This is a genomic window from Paraburkholderia sp. BR10882, assembly GCF_040948855.1.
Taxonomy (GTDB): domain Bacteria; phylum Pseudomonadota; class Gammaproteobacteria; order Burkholderiales; family Burkholderiaceae; genus Paraburkholderia; species Paraburkholderia nodosa_A.
Map to the genome: position 1 here is coordinate 1 of NZ_JBFPKP010000036.1, position 18,832 is coordinate 18,832.

The 18,832-nt window shown below is 59.3% G+C and carries 10 protein-coding genes and 5 pseudogenes; 10 read left to right on the plus strand and 5 right to left on the minus strand.

Annotation, left to right across the window (positions count from 1 at the left end; genetic code table 11):
- Nucleotides 1-243 precede the first annotated feature (243 nt).
- Nucleotides 244-528 (plus strand): type II toxin-antitoxin system Phd/YefM family antitoxin, encoded by a 285-nt coding sequence (locus tag AB3X99_RS39325; RefSeq protein ID WP_342925222.1) that lies wholly within the window; start codon nucleotides 244-246, stop codon nucleotides 526-528.
- Complete coding sequence (locus AB3X99_RS39330) at nucleotides 528-866, plus strand: type II toxin-antitoxin system RelE/ParE family toxin (protein ID WP_083245687.1); 339 nt, start codon at nucleotides 528-530, stop codon at nucleotides 864-866. The genes AB3X99_RS39325 and AB3X99_RS39330 overlap by 1 nt, the downstream gene beginning before the upstream one ends.
- Nucleotides 867-1,153: 287 nt before the next feature.
- Here AB3X99_RS39330 and AB3X99_RS39335 read toward each other — a convergent pair whose 3' ends face one another.
- From AB3X99_RS39335 to AB3X99_RS39345, 3 genes are all read right to left on the minus strand, one after another.
- The gene (locus AB3X99_RS39335; RefSeq protein WP_368661876.1) at nucleotides 1,154-1,432 is read right to left on the minus strand and encodes a hypothetical protein; all 279 of its coding nucleotides are present in this window, start codon (nucleotides 1,430-1,432) and stop codon (nucleotides 1,154-1,156) included.
- Between the two features lie 856 nt (nucleotides 1,433-2,288).
- Complete coding sequence (locus AB3X99_RS39340) at nucleotides 2,289-2,627, minus strand: integration host factor subunit alpha (protein WP_069269036.1); 339 nt, start codon at nucleotides 2,625-2,627, stop codon at nucleotides 2,289-2,291.
- A 132-nt stretch (nucleotides 2,628-2,759) separates the two neighbouring features.
- Nucleotides 2,760-3,188, minus strand: coding sequence for a hypothetical protein (locus AB3X99_RS39345; RefSeq protein WP_368661877.1), 429 nt, complete (start codon nucleotides 3,186-3,188; stop codon nucleotides 2,760-2,762).
- A 351-nt stretch (nucleotides 3,189-3,539) separates the two neighbouring features.
- Between AB3X99_RS39345 and AB3X99_RS39350 the strand changes: the two are divergent.
- Together AB3X99_RS39350 and AB3X99_RS39355 are read left to right on the plus strand one after the other, a co-directional pair.
- Nucleotides 3,540-3,991, plus strand: a pseudogene (locus tag AB3X99_RS39350) (IS6 family transposase); the annotation flags it as partial.
- Between the two features lie 12 nt (nucleotides 3,992-4,003).
- Nucleotides 4,004-4,714, plus strand: a pseudogene (locus AB3X99_RS39355) (nucleoside transporter C-terminal domain-containing protein); the annotation flags it as partial.
- Nucleotides 4,715-4,724: 10 nt separating this feature from the next.
- Here AB3X99_RS39355 and AB3X99_RS39360 read toward each other — a convergent pair.
- Nucleotides 4,725-4,883: pseudogene (locus tag AB3X99_RS39360) on the minus strand (IS630 family transposase); the annotation flags it as partial.
- 192 nt (nucleotides 4,884-5,075) lie between these two features.
- Here AB3X99_RS39360 and AB3X99_RS39365 point away from each other — a divergent pair.
- The 3 genes and pseudogenes from AB3X99_RS39365 to AB3X99_RS39375 all read left to right on the plus strand — a co-directional run.
- Nucleotides 5,076-6,165: pseudogene (locus AB3X99_RS39365) on the plus strand (IS5 family transposase).
- A 725-nt stretch (nucleotides 6,166-6,890) separates the two neighbouring features.
- Nucleotides 6,891-12,332 (plus strand): AAA family ATPase, encoded by a 5,442-nt coding sequence (locus tag AB3X99_RS39370; RefSeq protein WP_368661895.1) that lies wholly within the window; start codon nucleotides 6,891-6,893, stop codon nucleotides 12,330-12,332.
- A 764-nt stretch (nucleotides 12,333-13,096) separates the two neighbouring features.
- Nucleotides 13,097-13,616, plus strand: a pseudogene (locus AB3X99_RS39375) (IS6 family transposase); the annotation flags it as partial.
- Nucleotides 13,617-14,258: 642 nt separating this feature from the next.
- Here AB3X99_RS39375 and AB3X99_RS39380 read toward each other — a convergent pair.
- Entirely contained in the window at nucleotides 14,259-14,747 is a 489-nt protein-coding gene (locus tag AB3X99_RS39380; protein ID WP_368661878.1) for an Lrp/AsnC family transcriptional regulator, read from the minus strand.
- 159 nt (nucleotides 14,748-14,906) lie between these two features.
- Between AB3X99_RS39380 and AB3X99_RS39385 the strand changes: the two genes are divergently transcribed.
- The 3 genes from AB3X99_RS39385 (at nucleotide 14,907) to AB3X99_RS39395 (ending at nucleotide 18,668) form a co-directional block, all read left to right on the plus strand.
- Entirely contained in the window at nucleotides 14,907-16,043 is a 1,137-nt protein-coding gene (locus AB3X99_RS39385) for a branched-chain amino acid ABC transporter substrate-binding protein (protein WP_342950017.1), read from the plus strand.
- Nucleotides 16,044-16,240: 197 nt separating this feature from the next.
- Entirely contained in the window at nucleotides 16,241-17,470 is a 1,230-nt protein-coding gene (locus tag AB3X99_RS39390) for a diaminopropionate ammonia-lyase (RefSeq protein WP_368661879.1), read from the plus strand.
- Nucleotides 17,471-17,504: 34 nt separating this feature from the next.
- The gene (locus AB3X99_RS39395; RefSeq protein ID WP_368661880.1) at nucleotides 17,505-18,668 is read left to right on the plus strand and encodes a M20 aminoacylase family protein; all 1,164 of its coding nucleotides are present in this window, start codon (nucleotides 17,505-17,507) and stop codon (nucleotides 18,666-18,668) included.
- Nucleotides 18,669-18,832 lie beyond the last annotated feature (164 nt).

Below are 18,832 nucleotides of genomic sequence, written 5' to 3' on the forward strand. Positions count from 1 at the left end.
TCCGTTCTGTTGCCGCCATTAAAGCTCCCAAACACTGGATTCCCAGCGATCTGTTAGCTTACGATCGTCCAAAAAGCGGACATCTGAACTTGGCTAAAAGCGGACACTACAACTTAGCCCGTACAAAATAAAACTGCGATAATGTTAATTATGTTAAATACGCCGGCTGCCAGCCTCGTAACCGGTTGCGATGTGACCGATAACGGTCTATATTTAGTCCTATTAGACCCAACGGAGCGCCCCATGCACCTCGCCGATCACGTCAAGCCGATCAGCTACCTCAAAAGCGAAGCCGCCCAGATCGTCAAGGACCTCACCGACTCGGGAGAGCCGCTCATCATCACGCAGAACGGTGAAGCAAAACTCGTGGTCCAGGACGTGCGAACCTACGACGCGACCCAGCAGACCATCGCGCTGCTGAAGCTCCTGGCCATCGGCCAGAAGCATATCGAGCGCGACGACCATGTCGACGGCGACGAATTCTTCGGGGAGCTCAACGAACTCGACCGCCAGGAAAAACTTCGCTGATGCCGGCCTCGCCGCTGAAGTACCGCGTCCTGCCGACCGCGCGGATCGGCATCGACGAGCTGAGAAGTTACATTGTCCGAACCTTCGGATGGGAGACCTGGCGTCAGACATCGGCGCAGATTCAGGAAACCATCACGCAGATTCGCCAGTATCCCAACAGTGGCCATATTCCTGCCGAACTCGAAGGCTTCGTCGATGAGCGTTTCCGGCAGGCCCTATGCGGCAGGAACCGGATCATCTACCAGGTGCGGGACGACACGGTTTTCATTCACCTCGTGGTCGATACACGACGCGACCTGCCGGCCCTGCTCCAGAGGATCGTCCTTCGACTCATGTGAGCGTCAGGATGACGCAGCAATTATCCGCCGGTGACGGCAATGACGACATCTTCGTCCTCCTGCCTTCCTGTAGATTATTGTGACCGTATCGGAATGCGGGAGCCCGGCCAGCGAGCCGGGGTTGTAGCGCAGTAATGCCCGGGCGGACGCGGGATTCCTAATGGCCGTCGTTATCCTTAGTTATCCTCTTTGCCGCGGTGCAGCCCAGCGCCCTATTTTCGTTGCCTTTTCTTGCACCTGATATGCGCGACTGCCGTCGCGGTAGTCGTCATTCGGGACACCAGTATTCAGCCTCCGTCTTGCGGCATTGCGGAATCCGTCGCGGCGAACACTGGCTTGGGAACTCCGTCCCTGGCATCGCCGCCTGCGTTAGCCCCGGGTGCGCGATTTCGCCGCTCAACGCTGTCCGGATGCAGCACGTCGAGGACTGGCCGCCCCCTTTCCGTCAGGTGCGCGCGACGCCTGCCCACGGAGCCGTGTTCCAGCATCGCCAGTTGCCGTTCGAGGAGCGCGTCCAGTTCGGCGCGGTTCATGTCGAGCTGATCCGCTGCGTGGCGAACCAGCATCAGGGTTGCAAATTCGTGTGGACTGAGCGTTGACCTCTCCCGTCAAGAATGGAACCGTGAACCGGGGCACGGTGCGGAAAAACGAAACGTGCTGAATAGCCGACGCGGGCATTGCTACCCTGCAGAGGGGCGTCTTCACCCGGATGATTCCTGTCGCCTCGTTGATCTCCTTGCCCGTCGCCGGATTGCGGGCCAATTCCATCCGCTGGGCGATCAAAACAACGGGACTGGTTGACTGAGCCCCGTCCCTCAAAGGCTGTCTCGCGCCGCCGTCAGGGTGCCTTGCCTGTTTTCCCACCGACTTCTCCCCCGTTTTTATGAGGGCTCTCCATCTTCCCTTCGTGCGCCTCCACTTGAAAACGTCACGTTCCTGTCCTGTGGCCGAAAACCGGCCGGGATGTACTTGCCTGTCCTGACAGGGGCGGTGCAATACGTTCGCATTTCTGGGGGGAGTTTCACGCGCCGAAGCAGTGGCGATCAGTCTTCAGTGCCCCTGCCGGGTCATGCCTTCAGCCAAGGGCGGCGTTGCGCGTGCGCGCCACCTCCGCTGCCTTGCTGGGTAAGACCCGATGGCCTCAGGCGTGCTGACGCCCAGCATCACCGAAGCGAACGTGCCGTCGCGGTACACCATGAGTGCGTGCGCTGTGGCACCCGGCCTGCCCGGTACGCTTCCACGAGCCCAAGGTAGCGCTCAAGCGTGGCGCCGAGCTCAGACGGGTTTCGTCCGGCTGCCAGTCATTGATGCTGCCCCACCACCGGGTCGTTGCACCGTCAATGAACGCGATCACCCACACAACTGTTCGCCTCAGCACGGGCTGCCCGAATCAGCGCGACCTGGGGGGGGATCTTTCATTCTTCATGCGTCATCCCGCTCCACGCGCGCCTGCAGCTGCGCGCTGGCGCGAAACTTTACGATGCGGCGTGCCGCAATGGGCGCAGCGACGCCGGTCTGCGGATTGCGTCCGGGGCGCGGTGGCTTGTCACGCAACGCAAAGACCCCGAACCCGGCAAGCTTGACCGTTTCGCCGGCAGCCAGCGTGGCGCGTAGGGTCTCGAAAAACGCCTCGATCATTTCAGTCGCCTCCTCCCGGCTTAGCCCCGCACGATCACACAGCGCCGCGATCAGATCAGCTTTCCTGAACGTGCGAGTGCGCGCCGCGTCGGCCGTCCGCATGACGGGCCAGTCGCGCTTCATCGACTTGCTTCGGACTTGAGTTGGCCCGGCCGCGCCGGACGGCTCATTCGCTCCGGCTCGGGCTGAGCGAGCAGTGGATTGGCTGCATGCCCGGGGCGACTTGAAGACAAAACCCCGCGGAACCCATCGCTGCTACTTCGTGCCTGCACTGCAGCAATAGGCGAGCAGGAATGTAGGAATCCCGGGCGTCTCTGCCACGATCGCGCGGATGTCCTTGTTGAGCTTGGCCATCGCTGCGGACACATAGTCGGGAGCCGGCAACTTGTTCGTATTGAAGTCGTGGACAGCCACAACAATGGCCTTGTTGTCTGCCGTCATGGGGTGGGCAAGAGCCCGATCTTGTTCCGAAAACCTTTGCTCGCGCATTGCGACAGCACCGACTCGCCCCACGCAACAGCCGTGGGTGCCCGACATCACGTGAATTGTATGCCCGTCGCCCTTTAGCCCCGCAGCGATCTCCTCAAGAGCCGCCGCGACGTCCCTTACATTGCATTCTCCATGGAACCCCCAAATTTGCACAGCACCAAGGGTGTCATCGGTAATTTTTGCGAGCTCTGCCATATAAATTTACGAAGGAGATATTGGAAACGCGATGTGATGCACCGCCTAACATCAGCAAGGTGCCGAACCATTCCCGAGCAGCTAGTGGCTCAACGACCATACCTGATCCTACTGATTTAAGAGGTGCCGCCCACTACTCTGAATCAATCTTTCAACCATTGGCGAGCCCACTTGGTTACCGCACACTGCCCGCGCGAGATAAAAGTTTCGCCTCCTGGGAGGAGAGACACAAGACAATTAACATCAAAATAATTGATATGTAGTTCAGCCAGAACAAACTGTGTGGGGCAGCAGTTTTTTCATGCGGCCCAGTGCAAACATTTCCACTGGCCGCCCCGGCAAGAGCTGGCGGTGGACGAGACGTACGCCAAGGTGCGTGGCCAGTGGAAACACCTTTATCGCGCTGGGGACAAGGCCGGAAAGACGGTGGATTTCCTGCTTCGAGCCCATCGTGACAAGGCTGCCGCCCGTCGCTATTTCGAGAAAGCCATCGACCAGAACGGCGAGTCGGAGACGATCACTATGGATAAGAGCGGCGCCAATCTGGATGCCCTGCACGCCATCAACGCCGAACGGGAAGCGCCCATCAAGATCCGCAAGGTCAAATACCTGAACAACGTTGTCGAACAGAACCATCGCTCCATCAAACGGATTGTCAAACCCATGATGGGCTTCAAGGATTTTCGTTGCGCCCGCATCATCCTGTCGGGCATCGAGTGATGCATATGATCAGGAAGGGGCAGATGAAAGCCGCTGGGATCCAGTTGACTACTGCCGAGCAATTTTATTCGCTGGCCATGTAAGTAATCCTCATTATATCGGGGCTTTCTCGTCCCGCCAACCTGATCGTGACAGAGCCTCTGATCGCGGCGTCTTTCATGACGGGACCGGGCGGTATCCTTTTCGGGAAGATAATCTGCCCGGTTACCGAGATGAATCACAATGAAGTCGACTCACTGGAGTTCAATGAGAAGCTAGCTGCCAACGTCATCGATGCAGTTGCCGCGGGCGGTTCTGTTGGCGTGAAGATCGCAATGCACGTGGCGGCGATGCTGATCACTTTCATTGGTCTCATTGCCCTGCTCAATAACATGGTCTCAGGCATCGCAACCTTCATCGGGTTCCACGATGTAACCTTGCAGTCGCTGCTTGGGCTACTCTTCTCACCACTTGCGTGGGTGATCGGCGTACCTTGACACGACGCATCGATCGCCGGAAACTTCATTGGCGTGAAATTGATCTTGAACGAGTATGTTGCTTATACAGGTTTGGCACCGTACCTGCAAACTACAGCTCAGGTTGCCGCAAGCGGGCTGCAAATCTTGACGCCCAAAACATTGGCGATTGTCTCATTCGCATTGTGCGGGTTCGCCAATTTTTCCTCGATCGCAATCTTGACTGGTAGCTTCGGCGCGATCAACCCGGACATCCGCGGACGCGTCGGCCGATATGGTCTGCGGGCGCTGACTGCGGTCACTTTGTCGAACCTGATGAGCGCGACCATTGCTGGCCTTTTCGTCTCGCTAGTCAACTGCGTCATTGAAATGGCACTGGTCGAATTCGCCGCGATGGATCGTCGTACTTCCATTTAATCGGCTTGGGATTCTTGTTGTGCTCGCGGATACAGCGCATCAGCTTGCGCTCCAGAGCCTTTACCGTGGTGAAGATGCCTCACGCAATCGTGTCGCGCTGGATGACTAGTGAGTCGCGCGATCACGTCGTAGGCCTTGGGTTCGTCAGTCGTGGCGGCCTCACGCGACAAAGTGATGGAGCGCTCGAGACAGGTGGATCAGTTTATAGCTTCCCTAACAGGCTGTTGAATTTGGATCCCGTGTAAAGGGACGAGCGTTATGGATATCGTGTTCATAATCTTTGGTAGCGGATGCGATGCGCGGAATGGATGAGATGCAGGGTCAAGCTGGAGGACTTCGTCCCGGCAGATCACCCATTGCGACCGATCCGGTTGCTGGTGAATGATGCGTTGAAACGACTCAACGGGCTGTTCAGCGTCATCTATGCGGACACCGGCCGTGTCTCGATTGCGCCTGAGAAGCTGATGCGGGCGCTGCTGTTGCAGGTGTTCTACTCGGTGCGCAGCGAGCGCATGCTGATGGAGCAGATGCGCTACAACCTGCTGTTCCGCTGGTTTGTCGGGCTAGCGATTGAGGACGCCGTGTGGGACCACTCGGTGTTCTCGAAGAACCGCGACCGGCTGCTGGAGCATGAAGTCGTGGAAGCGTTCTTCACCGAAGTCATGAGCCTGGCGGACAAGCAGGGCTTGCTGTCGAGAGACCATTTCTCGGTGGACGGCACGCTGATTCAGGCGTGGGCCAGTCACAAGAGCTTCCGCAGCAAGGACGGCCCGGACGATGGTCCGCCGGCCGGCGGTGGCCGCAACGCCAACACTGACTGGAAAGGCGGGCGACGTAGGAATGCCACGCACGAGTCGACTACTGATCCGGAGGCGCGATTGTTCAAGAAGAGCCACAAGAGCCCTGCCATCCTGTGCTACCACGGGCACATCCTGATGGAGAATCGCTCGGGGCTGGTGGTCGGCGCCGTGGTCAGTCACGCAGATGGTTTCGCCGAGCGGGCCAGCGCGTTGCAATTGCTCGATTGCGTGCCAGGCGCTCATGCGAAGACAGTTGGTGCCGACAAGGCGTATGACACCCGCGAATTCGTGAACGATTGCCGCGCTCGCAACGTGACACCGCATGTCGCGCGCAACGATGAGCGTTGGAGCGGCAGCGCAATCGACGGTCGCACTTCGCGGCATGCGGGCTACCGGATTAGCCAGATCATCCGCAAACGAATCGAAGAGCATTTCGGCTGGGGCAAGACCATCGGACGGATCCGGCAGACGGTCTATCGCGGCATCAAGCGCGTCGACCAGCACTTCATGCTGACGATGGTTGCGAGCAATCTGACCCGCATGGCCCGAATGCCAGGGGTGGTGCCGCAAGGAGCGACGCGATGAGCCGACACGGCGCGAAGATTGCGCGCCACAAGGGTTGCATGCGTGCGCATGCCCCGCGCAGATTGCGCGGCGAACCGGTAATTCAGCGGGAAATCACACGCGCAAGCCTCCTGAACATGGCTTCGGTCGTCATGACGGGGCGCTTTTCAACAGCCTGCTAAAGAAGAAAGCCCGTTCTGGCCGCCGATTTTGCCAACATTTTCGGATCAAGGTCGACAAACCTAGCGAGGCCGAATCGTCCACCTTGTACTCGTGCCGCGCCGCTGCCCTCTTGATCCGAGTCCACATGTAACAACGTAGTCCGTCGACGTCGCCGGGGCTGACGCGCCTCGGTGCGTTACCGTGCTACGCGCCGCCGGGTACTGGTCTTTCTCAATCAGAAGCCGGTCGACGCCGTAGACGTGAACGACTTGATACCGGGGCCGGCGGCGACGTAGTCGATAGCCCTCATCGAGCCCCTTCAGGTTCCGCCGTTGGAAGGGACGGCTGTGTCGACCAAGGCCGCGCCACATGGGCTAGCCAGCCAATAAATGAAAGTACTGATTCGGCTCCAGCACGGCCGATTGAGGCGGTTCTAGAGAAGAACGCCTGGCTCTACACGCGTTGCTGACTCCACAGATGTTGCCGTGTAGTGTGCTTGAAGGGCACGTCCGCCGCTGTATGAGCAGACGAATGAGTTGCCTCTCTTGATTGACGGGCACGAGCGCGACGATAAACTACGTCAGATGGACTCCCTACACGGTACCGACGTAAATCGCAGCGCCAGCATACTGCGCGAGGATGGCGAGTTCACGCTCTACCGGGTCCAGCCCACCGGCAGCACCGGCAGTGTGCTGGTGGTACGTCCCGCCGACGAACATCCCCCAACCGCCCTTCTCGAACGCCTCGCTCACGAGTTCGCGCTGAAGGACGTACTCAACAGTCAGTGGGCAGCGCGCCCTTTGAAGCTGGTGCGCGATGACGCACGGATGGTACTAGTGCTCGAGGATCCGCTTGGCGAACTGCTCGAGCGGCAAATCGGCGGACCTGGCGAGGTGGGACATGTGTTGTCCCTCGCTGTGGGCATTGCAGCGGCGCTGGGTAAAGTCCATCAGCACGGCCTCGTGCATAAGGACATCAAACCTGCGCATATTCTGGTGGACTGCGTCGACGGCCACGTGCGGCTCACTGGCTTTGGAAGCGCCTCTCGACGCACGTATGAACGGCAATCGCCGGAACCGCCGGAAACGATCGTCGGTACCCTCGCCTATATGGCGCCTGAGCAGACTGGGCGGATGAACCGCTCGATCGATTCGCGCAGCGACCTCTACGCATTCGGAGTCACGCTCTATCAGATGCTCACAGGGACCCTGCCGTTCACCGCGGCCGATCCGATGGAGTGGGTACATTGCCATGTTGCACGCAACCCGGTACCGCCCGGCGCGCGGGTAGCAAGTGTGCCGGCTGTCGTCTCGGAACTTGTCATGAAGCTGCTCGCCAAGACTCCCGAGGAACGCTATCAGACTGCGGCCGGTGTCGAGCATGATCTGCGGCGGTGCCTGTCCGATTGGCAGCGCCAGCACCACATCGATGCCTTCGTGCTGGGTGAACGTGATACATCCGACAAGCTTCGCATCCCCGAGAAGCTTTACGGGCGTGAGCGCGCGATAGAGGCCATGGTCGCTGCGTTCGAGCGCGTCGTCACGAGCGGCACGCCTGGGCTGGTGCTGGTGTCCGGCTATTCCGGCATCGGCAAGTCCGCAGTCGTCAACCAATTGCACAGGGCGCTTGTACCGCCGCGGGGGCTGTTCGCGTCGGGCAAGTTCGACCAGTACAAATGCGACATACCCTACTCGACACTGGTGCAAGCCTTTCAGGGGCTGGTGCGACCGCTCCTTGGCAAGCACGACAGGGAACTGGCCATCTGGCGCGACACGTTGATCGGGGCACTAGGGCCGAATGCGCGCCTTATGACCGAACTGATCCCGGAACTGAAGCTCATCATCGGCGATCCGCCACCCGTCCCGGAACTCGAACCTCACGAGGAGCGACGCCGCTTCAAGCTCGTTTTCCGGCGCTTCATCGGTGTCTTCGCCCAACGTGAACATCCGCTGGCCCTGTTTCTCGATGACCTGCAATGGCTCGACGCCGCGACGCTGGACCTGCTGGAAGATCTCCTCATCCGCCCAGACCAGCGATACCTGATGCTGATCGGCGCCTACCGCGCAAATGAAGTTGATGCTGAGCATCCACTAATGCGCAAACTTCAAACCGTCAGGACCACAGGCGCAAGGCTTGACGAAATTGCCCTTGAGCCGCTCGCCCGCGAGCACGTGGAGCAACTGATTGCCGAAACACTTTGCTGCGAGCGTGAACGCGCCGCACCGCTTGCCGCGCTCGTGCATGAGAAAACGGCCGGCAATCCGTTTTTTGTGATCCAGTTCGTGCACACGCTTGCTGATGTCGATCTGGTCACCTTCGACCATGACGCGACCTGCTGGCGCTGGGATCTGCCCAGCATTCACAGCAAGGGATATACCGACAACGTAGTGGACCTGATGGTCGCGAAGCTCGCGCGCTTGCCCATCGAAACGCAGCGCGCGTTGCAACAGCTCGCCTGCCTTGGCAACGCCGCCCCCGTCGCGATGTTACCGAAGGTTTTGGGGGTCTCCAGGCAGGCGGTCCGGGCGCTACTGCAGCCAGCGGTCGATCAAGGGCTGGTCGAGCAACTGGAACTTGCCTACCGGTTCGCACACGACCGCGTACAGGAAGCGGCGTATTCATTGATCCCGGAGCACTCGCGCGCCGGCGCCCACCTGCGTATCGGACGCCTGCTCGCGGCGCTAACGCCCGCTGACAAACGTGAAGCGGCGATCTTCGAGATCGTTACACAACTGAACCGTGGCGCAGCGCTGGTGACCTCCCGGCAAGAGCGTGAGCAGCTGGCCGGGTTCAACCTGAGCGCCGGCCAGCGGGCAAAAGCGTCAACAGCCTATGCATCGGCGCTCACCTATCTGAGCGCCGGTGCGGACCTCATGCGGGACGATTGTTGGGAACGCAGGCGCGATCTGGTCTTTGCGCTGCAGTTGAACCTTGCCGAATGCGAATTCCTCACCGGCCGGTTATCGGTCGCGCAAGAGCGACTAGCCGTGCTATCAAGCCGTGCCAGGACCACGGTCGAACAGGCGCAGGTCACGTGTCTGCAAATGGATGTCTATCTGACCCTCGACCAAAGTGGTCACGCAGTCGACGTCTGTCTCGAGCATCTCCGGCGCGTTGGTATCGACTGGTTAGCGCATCCGGAAGAGAGCGACGTACAACAGGAGTACGAAAGCATCCGGTCACGGCTCGGCGGCAGGACGATCGGGACGCTCATCGATCTGCCTCTGATGAAGGACCTGCCGTCTCTCGCGACCGCCAACGTGCTGAGCAAGCTCCAGAGGCCGGCCTGGTTCTTTGACGCGAACCTGGCTTCCCTGGCCATATGCAAGCTGATCAGCCTTAGCCTGGAGCATGGCAACTGCGATGCGTCGTGTTTTGCGTATGTCATGTTCCCGCGGATTGCTGGACCACGCTTTGGCGATTACCACGCTGGAATCCAGTTCGGCCAGCTTGGCTTCGATCTGGTCGAGCGCCGTGGGCTCAAACGCTTCGAGGCGGTGACATATCTCTGCTTCGCCCTCTATGTCGTGCGCTGGACAAAACATGTGTGCGTTAGTAGCGAGGTGCTGCGCCGCGCATTCGAAGCAGCGAGCCGGATCGGGGACGTCCCGTCTGGCGCCTATACGTGCTGCCATATCGTATCAGACCTGCTTTTCGCCGGTGCACCATTGGTCGAGGTCGAGCGCGAAGCCGAACAGGGCCTCGCGTTCGCCAGCAAGGCGCGTTTCGGTCTTGTCGTAGATAACATCACTACGCAACTCGCGCTGATCCGGATGCTCCGGGGCTCGACGCTGAAATTCGGTCACTTCGACGACGAATTTAACGAACTTCGTATGGAACAGCATTTGTCCGGAAACCCCGCGCTCGCAACGGCCGCGTGCTGGTACTGGATCCGGAAACTGCAGGGACGATTCCTTGCAGGCCACCATGTGGCCGCCATCAACGCGGCGTTGATTGCGCAGCAGCTACTGTGGAGTTCGTCATCGCACCTGGAGGAAAGCGAATACCATTTCTTCGGTGCACTGGCACGGGCCGCACATTGTGACCGTGCCCCGGCCGCGGAGCGACAGCAGCACCACGACGCGATCGCCGCACATCACCGGCAGTTGGAGATCTGGGCAGAGAACTGTCCGGAGAATTTTGCAACCCGTGCGGCGCTGGTGGGCGCCGAGTTGGCTCGCCTGAACGGCTGCGATGTCGAAGCAATGCGTCTCTACGAAGAGGCCATGCGCTCGGCGCGTACACATGGCTTCGTACACAACGAAGCACTTGCCAATGAACTCGCGTCAGGCTTCTACGCGGCGCGAGGCTTCGACAGGATTGCCCGCGTGTATTTGCAGGACGCACGCCGGGGCTACCAACGCTGGGGTGCCGAAGGCAAGGTACGCCAACTTGAAGCGCTGTATCCGCTTCTCGGGGACGAAGAGCGAGCGCCCGGCCCGGGCAGCACGATCGGCACCCCCGTTGAACACCTCGACCTTGCTACTGTCATCAAGGTGTCGCAGGCCGTTTCCGGAGAGATCGTCCTGGACAAGCTAATCGATATGGTCATGCGCACTGCGATCGAACAGGCGGGCGCCGAGCGAGGATTGCTGATTCTTCCAGACGCGGGCGGACAAAGGATAGTCGCGGAAGCCAAAATCGCGGGGGACACACTCCGCGTGCAACTACGCGATGACCCCGCGAGCCCCAACGTGATACCCGAGTCGGTCCTCTATCATGTGTTGCGAACGGGCCAGAGCGTCATTCTCGACGATGCCACACGCTCGTCCGCGTTCGCTGCAGATGCCTACATCCTCCAGCATCGAGCCCGCTCAATTGTGTGTCTGCCCCTGACGAATCAGGCCAGGCTTATCGGCGCCCTGTACCTCGAAAACAACCTAGTCACCCGTGCCTTCTCGCCAGCGCGAATTGGCGTGCTGCGGCTGCTCGCGTCGCAAGCGGCAACCTCGATCGAGAATACCCGACTGTACCGCGACCTGAAGGAGCGCGAGGCCCGGATCCGGCGACTCGTCGACGCCAATATCATCGGCATCATTGTGTGGAACGCAGAGGGCGACATCCTTGAGGCCAATGAGGCATTCCTGCGCATGGTGGGATATGACCGCGAGGATCTTGTTTCAGGTCGTCTGCCCTGGCGAGACCTGACCCCAGTGGAGTGGCGCGAAAGCAGCGAACGGGCTCTCGCGCAGATCGGGCACCAGGGAGACATTCAGCCGACCGAAAAAGAATACTTCAGGAAGGATGGCAGTCGTGTGCCCGTCCTGGTCGGCCGCGCGGCATTCGACGGCAGTGGGAAGGAAGGCGTCGCGTTCGTGATCGATCTGACGGTGCTCAAGGAGGCGGAGCGCCGCCTGCGCGAGTCCTATGAGATGCTGCGGGAACTCACGTCACATCGCGAAATGGCTCGCGAGGAAGAGCGCAAGCACATCGCGCGTGAAATGCACGACGAACTTGGACAGCACCTCACCGCGCTTCGCCTGCAGGCGTCGGCATTACGTATGCGACTGGGCAACGATCGCCCGGAACTGGTCGAGCAGACGCAGGCGCTGATTGCGCTGGTGGACAAAACCATGCAGGTCGTCAGGGGCGTCATCGCGGCGCTGCGCCCTGCGGCACTCGACACCGGCATTGCAGCGGGGCTCGAGTGGCTTGCGGCCGAGTTCAACCGAAACGGTCGCACGGTATGCCGCCTGCACTTGCCCGACGAGAATATCGTCGTGAGCGAGCCCTGCGCTGTCGTGCTGTTCCGCCTCGTTCAGGAAGCGCTGACCAATGTCGCCCGCCACGCAGCGGCGCCCCATGTGGTCATCATGCTGGAGCGGACAGGGGACTGCTGCCTGCTCGAAGTGCGCGACGACGGTCGAGGATTCGATGTTCAGCCGGCCAAAAAGGGTTCATTCGGACTCGCGGGCATGGAAGAACGCGTTCTGATGCTGGGCGGTCAGATCAACGTTATCAGTTCGCCGGGAGCCGGCACGACAATCAAGGTGAAACTTCCGGACCATCCGGCCTCATCGACATAGCCGTGGCATCGTGGACGCGTATTCGACATGCACCCTTCCACGACCGACAACCCGGAGCGGCCATGTCTACACGGTCGCACGGGCACTCCCCCCGCACGCACGCCGTCGTGCCCGGGCGCGCGAGTCGCCCGTCTCGGACATCGCCGGTATCAGGCCAACGGCAAAGTCGTCTTGATCGAAGTGTCGGCCGCAACCGATTAGTCGAACCCGAATCCGGCCGCGCAGACGATCCTGCTGCAATCGCGTACCCGCGCGCTGCCCCCGGTCGCAGCGAACCTGTGGACAATCAAGGCGCCCGCTCGGTACGGTGGAGGGAGGCAAGGCCTGGTTTTCGCGAAATTGCTTTGCTTTCCACGAAGTATGCACTGCAAAACGCAAGCTCGCAATTTTCGGCGATAATTCGCGCTTCGCGGTTTGCAATCTGGACGACGCAGTTTTCTCCCACTGCTCACGCACCGATGCAAGCCACTGGCGTTGTCTGCGTGTGAGATAGAACGGCCAGAGATCCCGCCTGTCCCCGTTGGGCTGTTGTCGAAAGCGAAAGGCCACCTCGCATCTCTTCGTCATGTGTTCCCGTCCCGCCATTGGCAATGAGGGGTTTGTGCGACCGGGACCCTCGTCAGAGTAGCCGACAGACCACGTTCGCCTTTAGTCCCGCATCGGCTATCCTTTCTGCCACGCCGGACATTTGTTATTCCTTTCGGTTCTATTGCAATAGCAGAGGCTGGTATGCTGCGGGACCTTACCGAATGCTGTGAACGACAATGAAAGCCCTGAGTCCGGCGGTAGCCAAAGTGCTGCAGCGGTTGCACTATCCGCTCGAGATAATGTTGGTGTGCGTGCGTTGGTACGTGGCCTACCCGCTGAGCTTGCGCAATCTTCAGGAGATGAGGGCCGAGCGCGGGATCGCGGTCGATCATTCGACCGTGCACCGGCGGTGCCATCAAGCTTCTGCCGGTACTTGAAAAGGCGTTCCGCCGCTGCAAGCGCCCGGTCGGCAAGAGCTGGCGGGTGGACGAGACGTACGCCAAGGTGCGTGGCCAGTGGAAATACCTTTATCGCGCTGGGGACAAGGCCGGAAAGACGGTGGATTTCCTGCTTCGAGCCCATCGTGACAAGGCTGCCGCCCGTCGCTATTTCGAGAAAGCCATCGACCAGAACGGCGAGCCGGAGACGATCACTATGGATAAGAGCGGCGCCAATCTGGATGCCCTGCACGCCATCAACGCCGAACGGGAAGCGCCCATCAAGATCCGCCAGATCAAATACCTGAACAACGTTGTCCGAACTTATCGCGACAGAGCCTTGGCGCCTACCGCCGCATGCCTCCTGTCGAACTTCGTCCGGCGTGTCAACGTGCTCTTTTCACGTGGTGAATTGCGAGGTATGAGCCATGGACCGCGATCTGGAGGAGTTCTTCATGGGCTCCGCACGACGCTCTTTCGGGGGCCTGGCGGCCAATGAGTCGGACAACAATGAGCCGGACAATTCCGCAGACATCCGCATGCTTGCGAGAGCACTCAACGAGGCCACGTACCGGTAGCTCACGTAACAGGTAGTCCTGCCTATGGCACAGGGATATGTTGACGCCTCGCGTGTAGTTGAGCGGCACGTACCGAGCGAGAGGTACTTAATTCTTCAATCAATCTTTTTTCAAACTTCGTCGGCCGCCTGCGTAAGCGCGTTTGGAAATCTGGTTGCATGGATAGCGCGTTGAACATCGCGTACACGCGGGAGCAGAAGCACCGTCACACCGTCTACGGACGCAAGACTAAGGGTATCGGCCAACTCAGTGTGCCAAGTGGTTGGTCGTATTGCCGAAGCTCGTGCAGTTCGTGTTGACGGGCCTATTCGTTGCGTAGATAGCGTACCTTGAAGAAGAGATGTGCACTTCTGGGCGGGTGGTTGAGCAACCGGGAGACAGGCCTACTGCGCCCGACCGAGTGGCACATCGAGCGTTATTTTGACCCGCTCCATCGCGACAAAGGTACGGAAGCTTCGAACGTTGCCCTCCGCGAAGAACAGCGCCCGCGTTAGGGCCGTGTACTCCGCCATGTCCCGCGTGCAGAAAATCAGGATGAAGTCGACGTCGCCGGTCACGTAATAGCACTGCTGGACTTGCTCGCAGGCATCGAACCGTGCCTTCATCGCATCGAGCAACTCTATCGCCTCACTCTCCGCGGAAACGTGAGTGATTATCGTGACCCGGGAACCGAGCGCATCGGGATTCAGTAAGCTGCGGTCCGCAGCAATAACGCCAGCACTTCTAAGCTTCTGGAGCCTTCGCGCCACGGACGGGACGGACAGGTTCACTTCATGCCCGATCTCACGATGGGGCAGCTGATTGTTCCGTTGCACGATTGCGAGGATCCGCAAATCGAAAGCGTCTAGCTCGACATCTCGAAGATTCGACATGAGAATTTTTCTCGAAACGTGGGCGCAAAAGAATAAATACTAACGGTTTACTCGCAATAAACTGTTCATGTCAAGTGCTTTCGGTCACCGCTGCTAGAGCAGCTGACGGCTGGGGACTTCGGCACCCTCCCACCCCGTTTCGTATTCCCACCGAAGATCATGAAAACCAGACAACTTTTCAACACGTTGATGGCGGTCTCAATTGGCGCATCTGCATCGGCGGCCGACGCGGACGTTACCGTCAAAATTGGCCAAGTTTCGCCTCTGACTGGCGAGCTCGCACACATCGGAAAGGATGACGAGAACGGAGTGCGGCTTGCAATCGAGGACTTGAATACCAGGAAGCTGAAAATCGCCGGCCACTCGATCACCTTCGAGCTAGATTCGCAAGATGACGCCGCCGACCCGAAGACCGCAGTGACGGTCGCGCAGAAGCTAGTAGACGACCGTGTTGCCGGCGTCGTGGGGCATGCCAACTCCGGCACATCGATTCCCGCTTCGAGGATTTACGCAGGCGCTGGAATTCCGATGATTACCGAATCGGCTACTAATCCATTGCTGACCCAGCAAGGACTCAAGTCGGTGTTTCGAATGGTCGCAAACGATGTCCGCCAAGGCTCGGTCATCGGAACTTATCTGGTACGAGACCTGAAAGCTCCCAGGGTTGCAATCGTGGACGACCGTACAGCGTACGGCCAGGGCCTCGCTGACCAGATTGAGAAGGCGGTGCAGTCCGCCGGCGGTACCGTCGTCGACCGCGAATTCGGGACCGACAAGACAACCAACTGGATGGCGGTTCTCACGACGATCAAAAATCGCAGACCTGATGCCGTTGCTTTCACGGGTGGCGACACGCAGGCGGCCGCCTTTATACAACAAATGCGTCGACTCGGAATGAAGGTCAAGTTCATTGCCGGCGACGAAGCGTGCACGCCGCAGTTCATTGCCCTCGGCGGCTCATCAATGACCAACGATATGTATTGCACACTCGCCGGCGTACCGCCTTCTCAGATGCCACAAGGCCCGGCATTCTTCAAACGGTTCGAACAAAGGTTCAAGACGCCGGTTCAGCTTTACGCTCCCTATGCATACGACGCAGTCATGACCATGGCAGCCGCTATGCAAGCAGCCAACTCTACCGACCCGAAAGTTTACCTGGCGCAATTGCGGTCGGTGAAGGTTGACGGGGTGACGGGCCCCATTCAGTTCGATGAAGCAGGTGACATCCGCAACGGTGCAATCACGGTACGGCAGTTTGACAACAACGTCTGGAACGACAAGTCGGTAGTCCGCTAACCCGAACGCGCAGTTGGGTGCGGCGGTGCCATAATGCCTGCAGCACCCCATGCGAGAAATTTTCTCGATTTGTGCCGAATTTTAGATCCCAAATAAACAAAGCATTGCAATATTATTCCTGCTGTTCCTCCGAGCCAGCACTTGGACTTTGGCAATAGAAATACGGCACATCGGATGCCTCCCTGGAGCTCTTCTCAATGTTGACTGCAAATTCCCGCGCGTCCAAAGGGCCGTACCCAGATGAACTCAAAAGCATTCTGAACATTCGGGCAGCAGACGAAAGCGGCGCCTGGCTAGCCGATTGGGACCAGATCTCTCGTTCAGCGACGCCGCTCTGGGACCTCCCGGACGCCGCGGCAGCATTGGGCGTCGCACGTATCAGCCTGAAGGACGAAGGCTTCCGCTCGCCGCTTGGCAGCTTCAAAGCGTTAGGCGCGCCCATCGCACTCGTGCGGTTGATTCTTCGGCACTGGCACACTCATAGCCTGAATCCGGCCGGCCTTCTTCGCGGGCAATATGCCGGGATGTTTTCGAACCTGACTGTTATCAGCGCCACCGATGGTAATCACGGAAAGTCATTGGCAGCCGCCGCACGCGACATCGGTTGTCGGTGTGTCATCGTCCTTCACGCCAACGTCAGCGTAGAACGGGAGCAGGCCATCGCTTTGTACGGCGCGAAGATTATTCGCATCGCGGGTAGCTACGATGAATCGGTTGAGCATGCGGCAGCACTGGCGGCCCAAAATGGTTGGCACGTTGTCTCAGACACGTCCTACGAAGGCTACGAAGCGATTCCTCGGGATGTGATGCAGGGATATGGCGTGATTGCCGCTGAAACAATACGGCAGCTCGGCAGTTCCACCCTTTCGCAACCAATCACCCACGTATTCCTGCAAGGAGGCGTCGGTGGTCTCGCAGCAGGCGTCGCGAGTTATCTCTGGGAGCACGCCGAAGCGCGGCGTCCCCGATTCGTTGTCGTCGAGCCTCAGCAGGCAGACTGTCTTTATCAAAGCGCCATCGCAGGCTACGCCACGAAAGCGACTGGCTCCGTTGATTCGGTCATGGCCGGCCTCGCCTGCGGAGAGACATCCCCCTTGGCCTGGAAAATTCTCGATCGGTGCGTCGACCATTTCATGACCATCAGTGACGATGACGCGGTGGCAGCAATGCGTTCACTTGCCGCTGGCAGCGACCGTGACGCTCCTTTAGTGGTTGGAGAGTCCGGTGCCGCGGGATTCGCGGGCCTAAGCGTGCTCATGCAAAACCCGTCCCTTGCCCAGCAGGTAGGACTTGGACCCGACTCACACGTGCTGGCCATCAATACCGAGGGTGCCACGGCGCCCGCAGTGTATCGAGACCTCGTTGGCGAGTCGGCGGAAGCCGTTCTTGCGCGCCAGAGCGAGTGGCAAAAATCGCTCGAGCACTGACATCCAATCACCGCCTCAAATCGAGGACCGCACCATGGAAATGTCCCTACAAGAGCGCCTGAAGAACTGGCGACATCAGTTCCACAAGAATCCCGAAACAGGCTTCGAAGAAGTACAGACATCGGACTACGTTGCCAGTGTTCTGAAGACACTCGGCCTCGAGGTTCATCGCAACATTGGCGGAACCGGGATGGTCGCCAACTTGAAGATTGGCAACGGGAAACGGGTTATCGGCCTTCGCGCCGAAATGGATGCGCTAAACATCACCGAGAATGCGCCCGGCAGACCTTACGCATCGTGTATTCCGGGGAAAATGCACGCATGCGGTCACGACGGACACATGGCGATGATTCTCGGCGCAGCGCAACTTCTCGCGGAGCGAAAAGACTTTGACGGCATGGTTCGCTTCATTTTCCAGCCCGCCGAAGAACACGGACGTGGCGCGAAAGCGATGATGCAAGAAGGGTTGTTCGAACGGTTTCCTGTCGACGCCATTTTCGGCGCGCACAACATGCCCGGGATGCCCGCAGGCAGCTTCGCAACACGTCCGAACGGCATTATGGCCAGCGAAGACAACTTCGTCATTCACATCAAGGCAAGAGGCACGCACGCAGCACGGCCTCATATGGGCGTCGACCCCATTGTCATTGCCTCGCAAATTGTGCTCGGTCTCCAGACGATTATTTCGCGCAATTTGGACCCAAGCCTGTCCGCAGTCATCTCGTGTACTGAGATAGTTACGGACGGTCTTAGAAACGTCATTCCTTCGAATGTCATCATCAAAGGCGACACGCGCAGCTACGCCCCAGAAGTGCAGAAGCTGCTGATGATCCGGATGAGGGAAGTCAGTGAGGGCATCTGCCGTACACACAGAGCCGAGTGCGACTTCCAGTACACGCATGAGTTCGTCCCGACCGTGAATACACCAGAGCTTGTTGATGTAGCGGTTTCAGCCGCTTCGCATGTCGTGGGCGCGGAGAATGTGGACGCCAACGTTCAGCCTATGATGATCTCGGAGGACTTCGGTGCGTTTCTGCAGGTTGTACCGGGAAATTTCATCTTCATCGGCAACGGAACGGAGCCCCAAAACGGCGGCGTTCCTCTGCACAACGCTACCTACGATTTCAACGACGACATACTGTCAGTCGGATCGCGATACTTTGCTGAGATTGCGCGACGGCAATTGCCGGCACGCTGACAGCTCGCCACGCGCGGTGGCCGCTAAACACATGTTAGCGGCCACACGTTGGGACGTGTCTCGAAGGGCCGAATCCGCAGTCGTCAAGCGCCTCTCGCTTCGAGGGGAATAGCGCCATTCGCAGGCGGTCACCGCAGGTCGCCGCCAGGGCCGCCGATAATCGT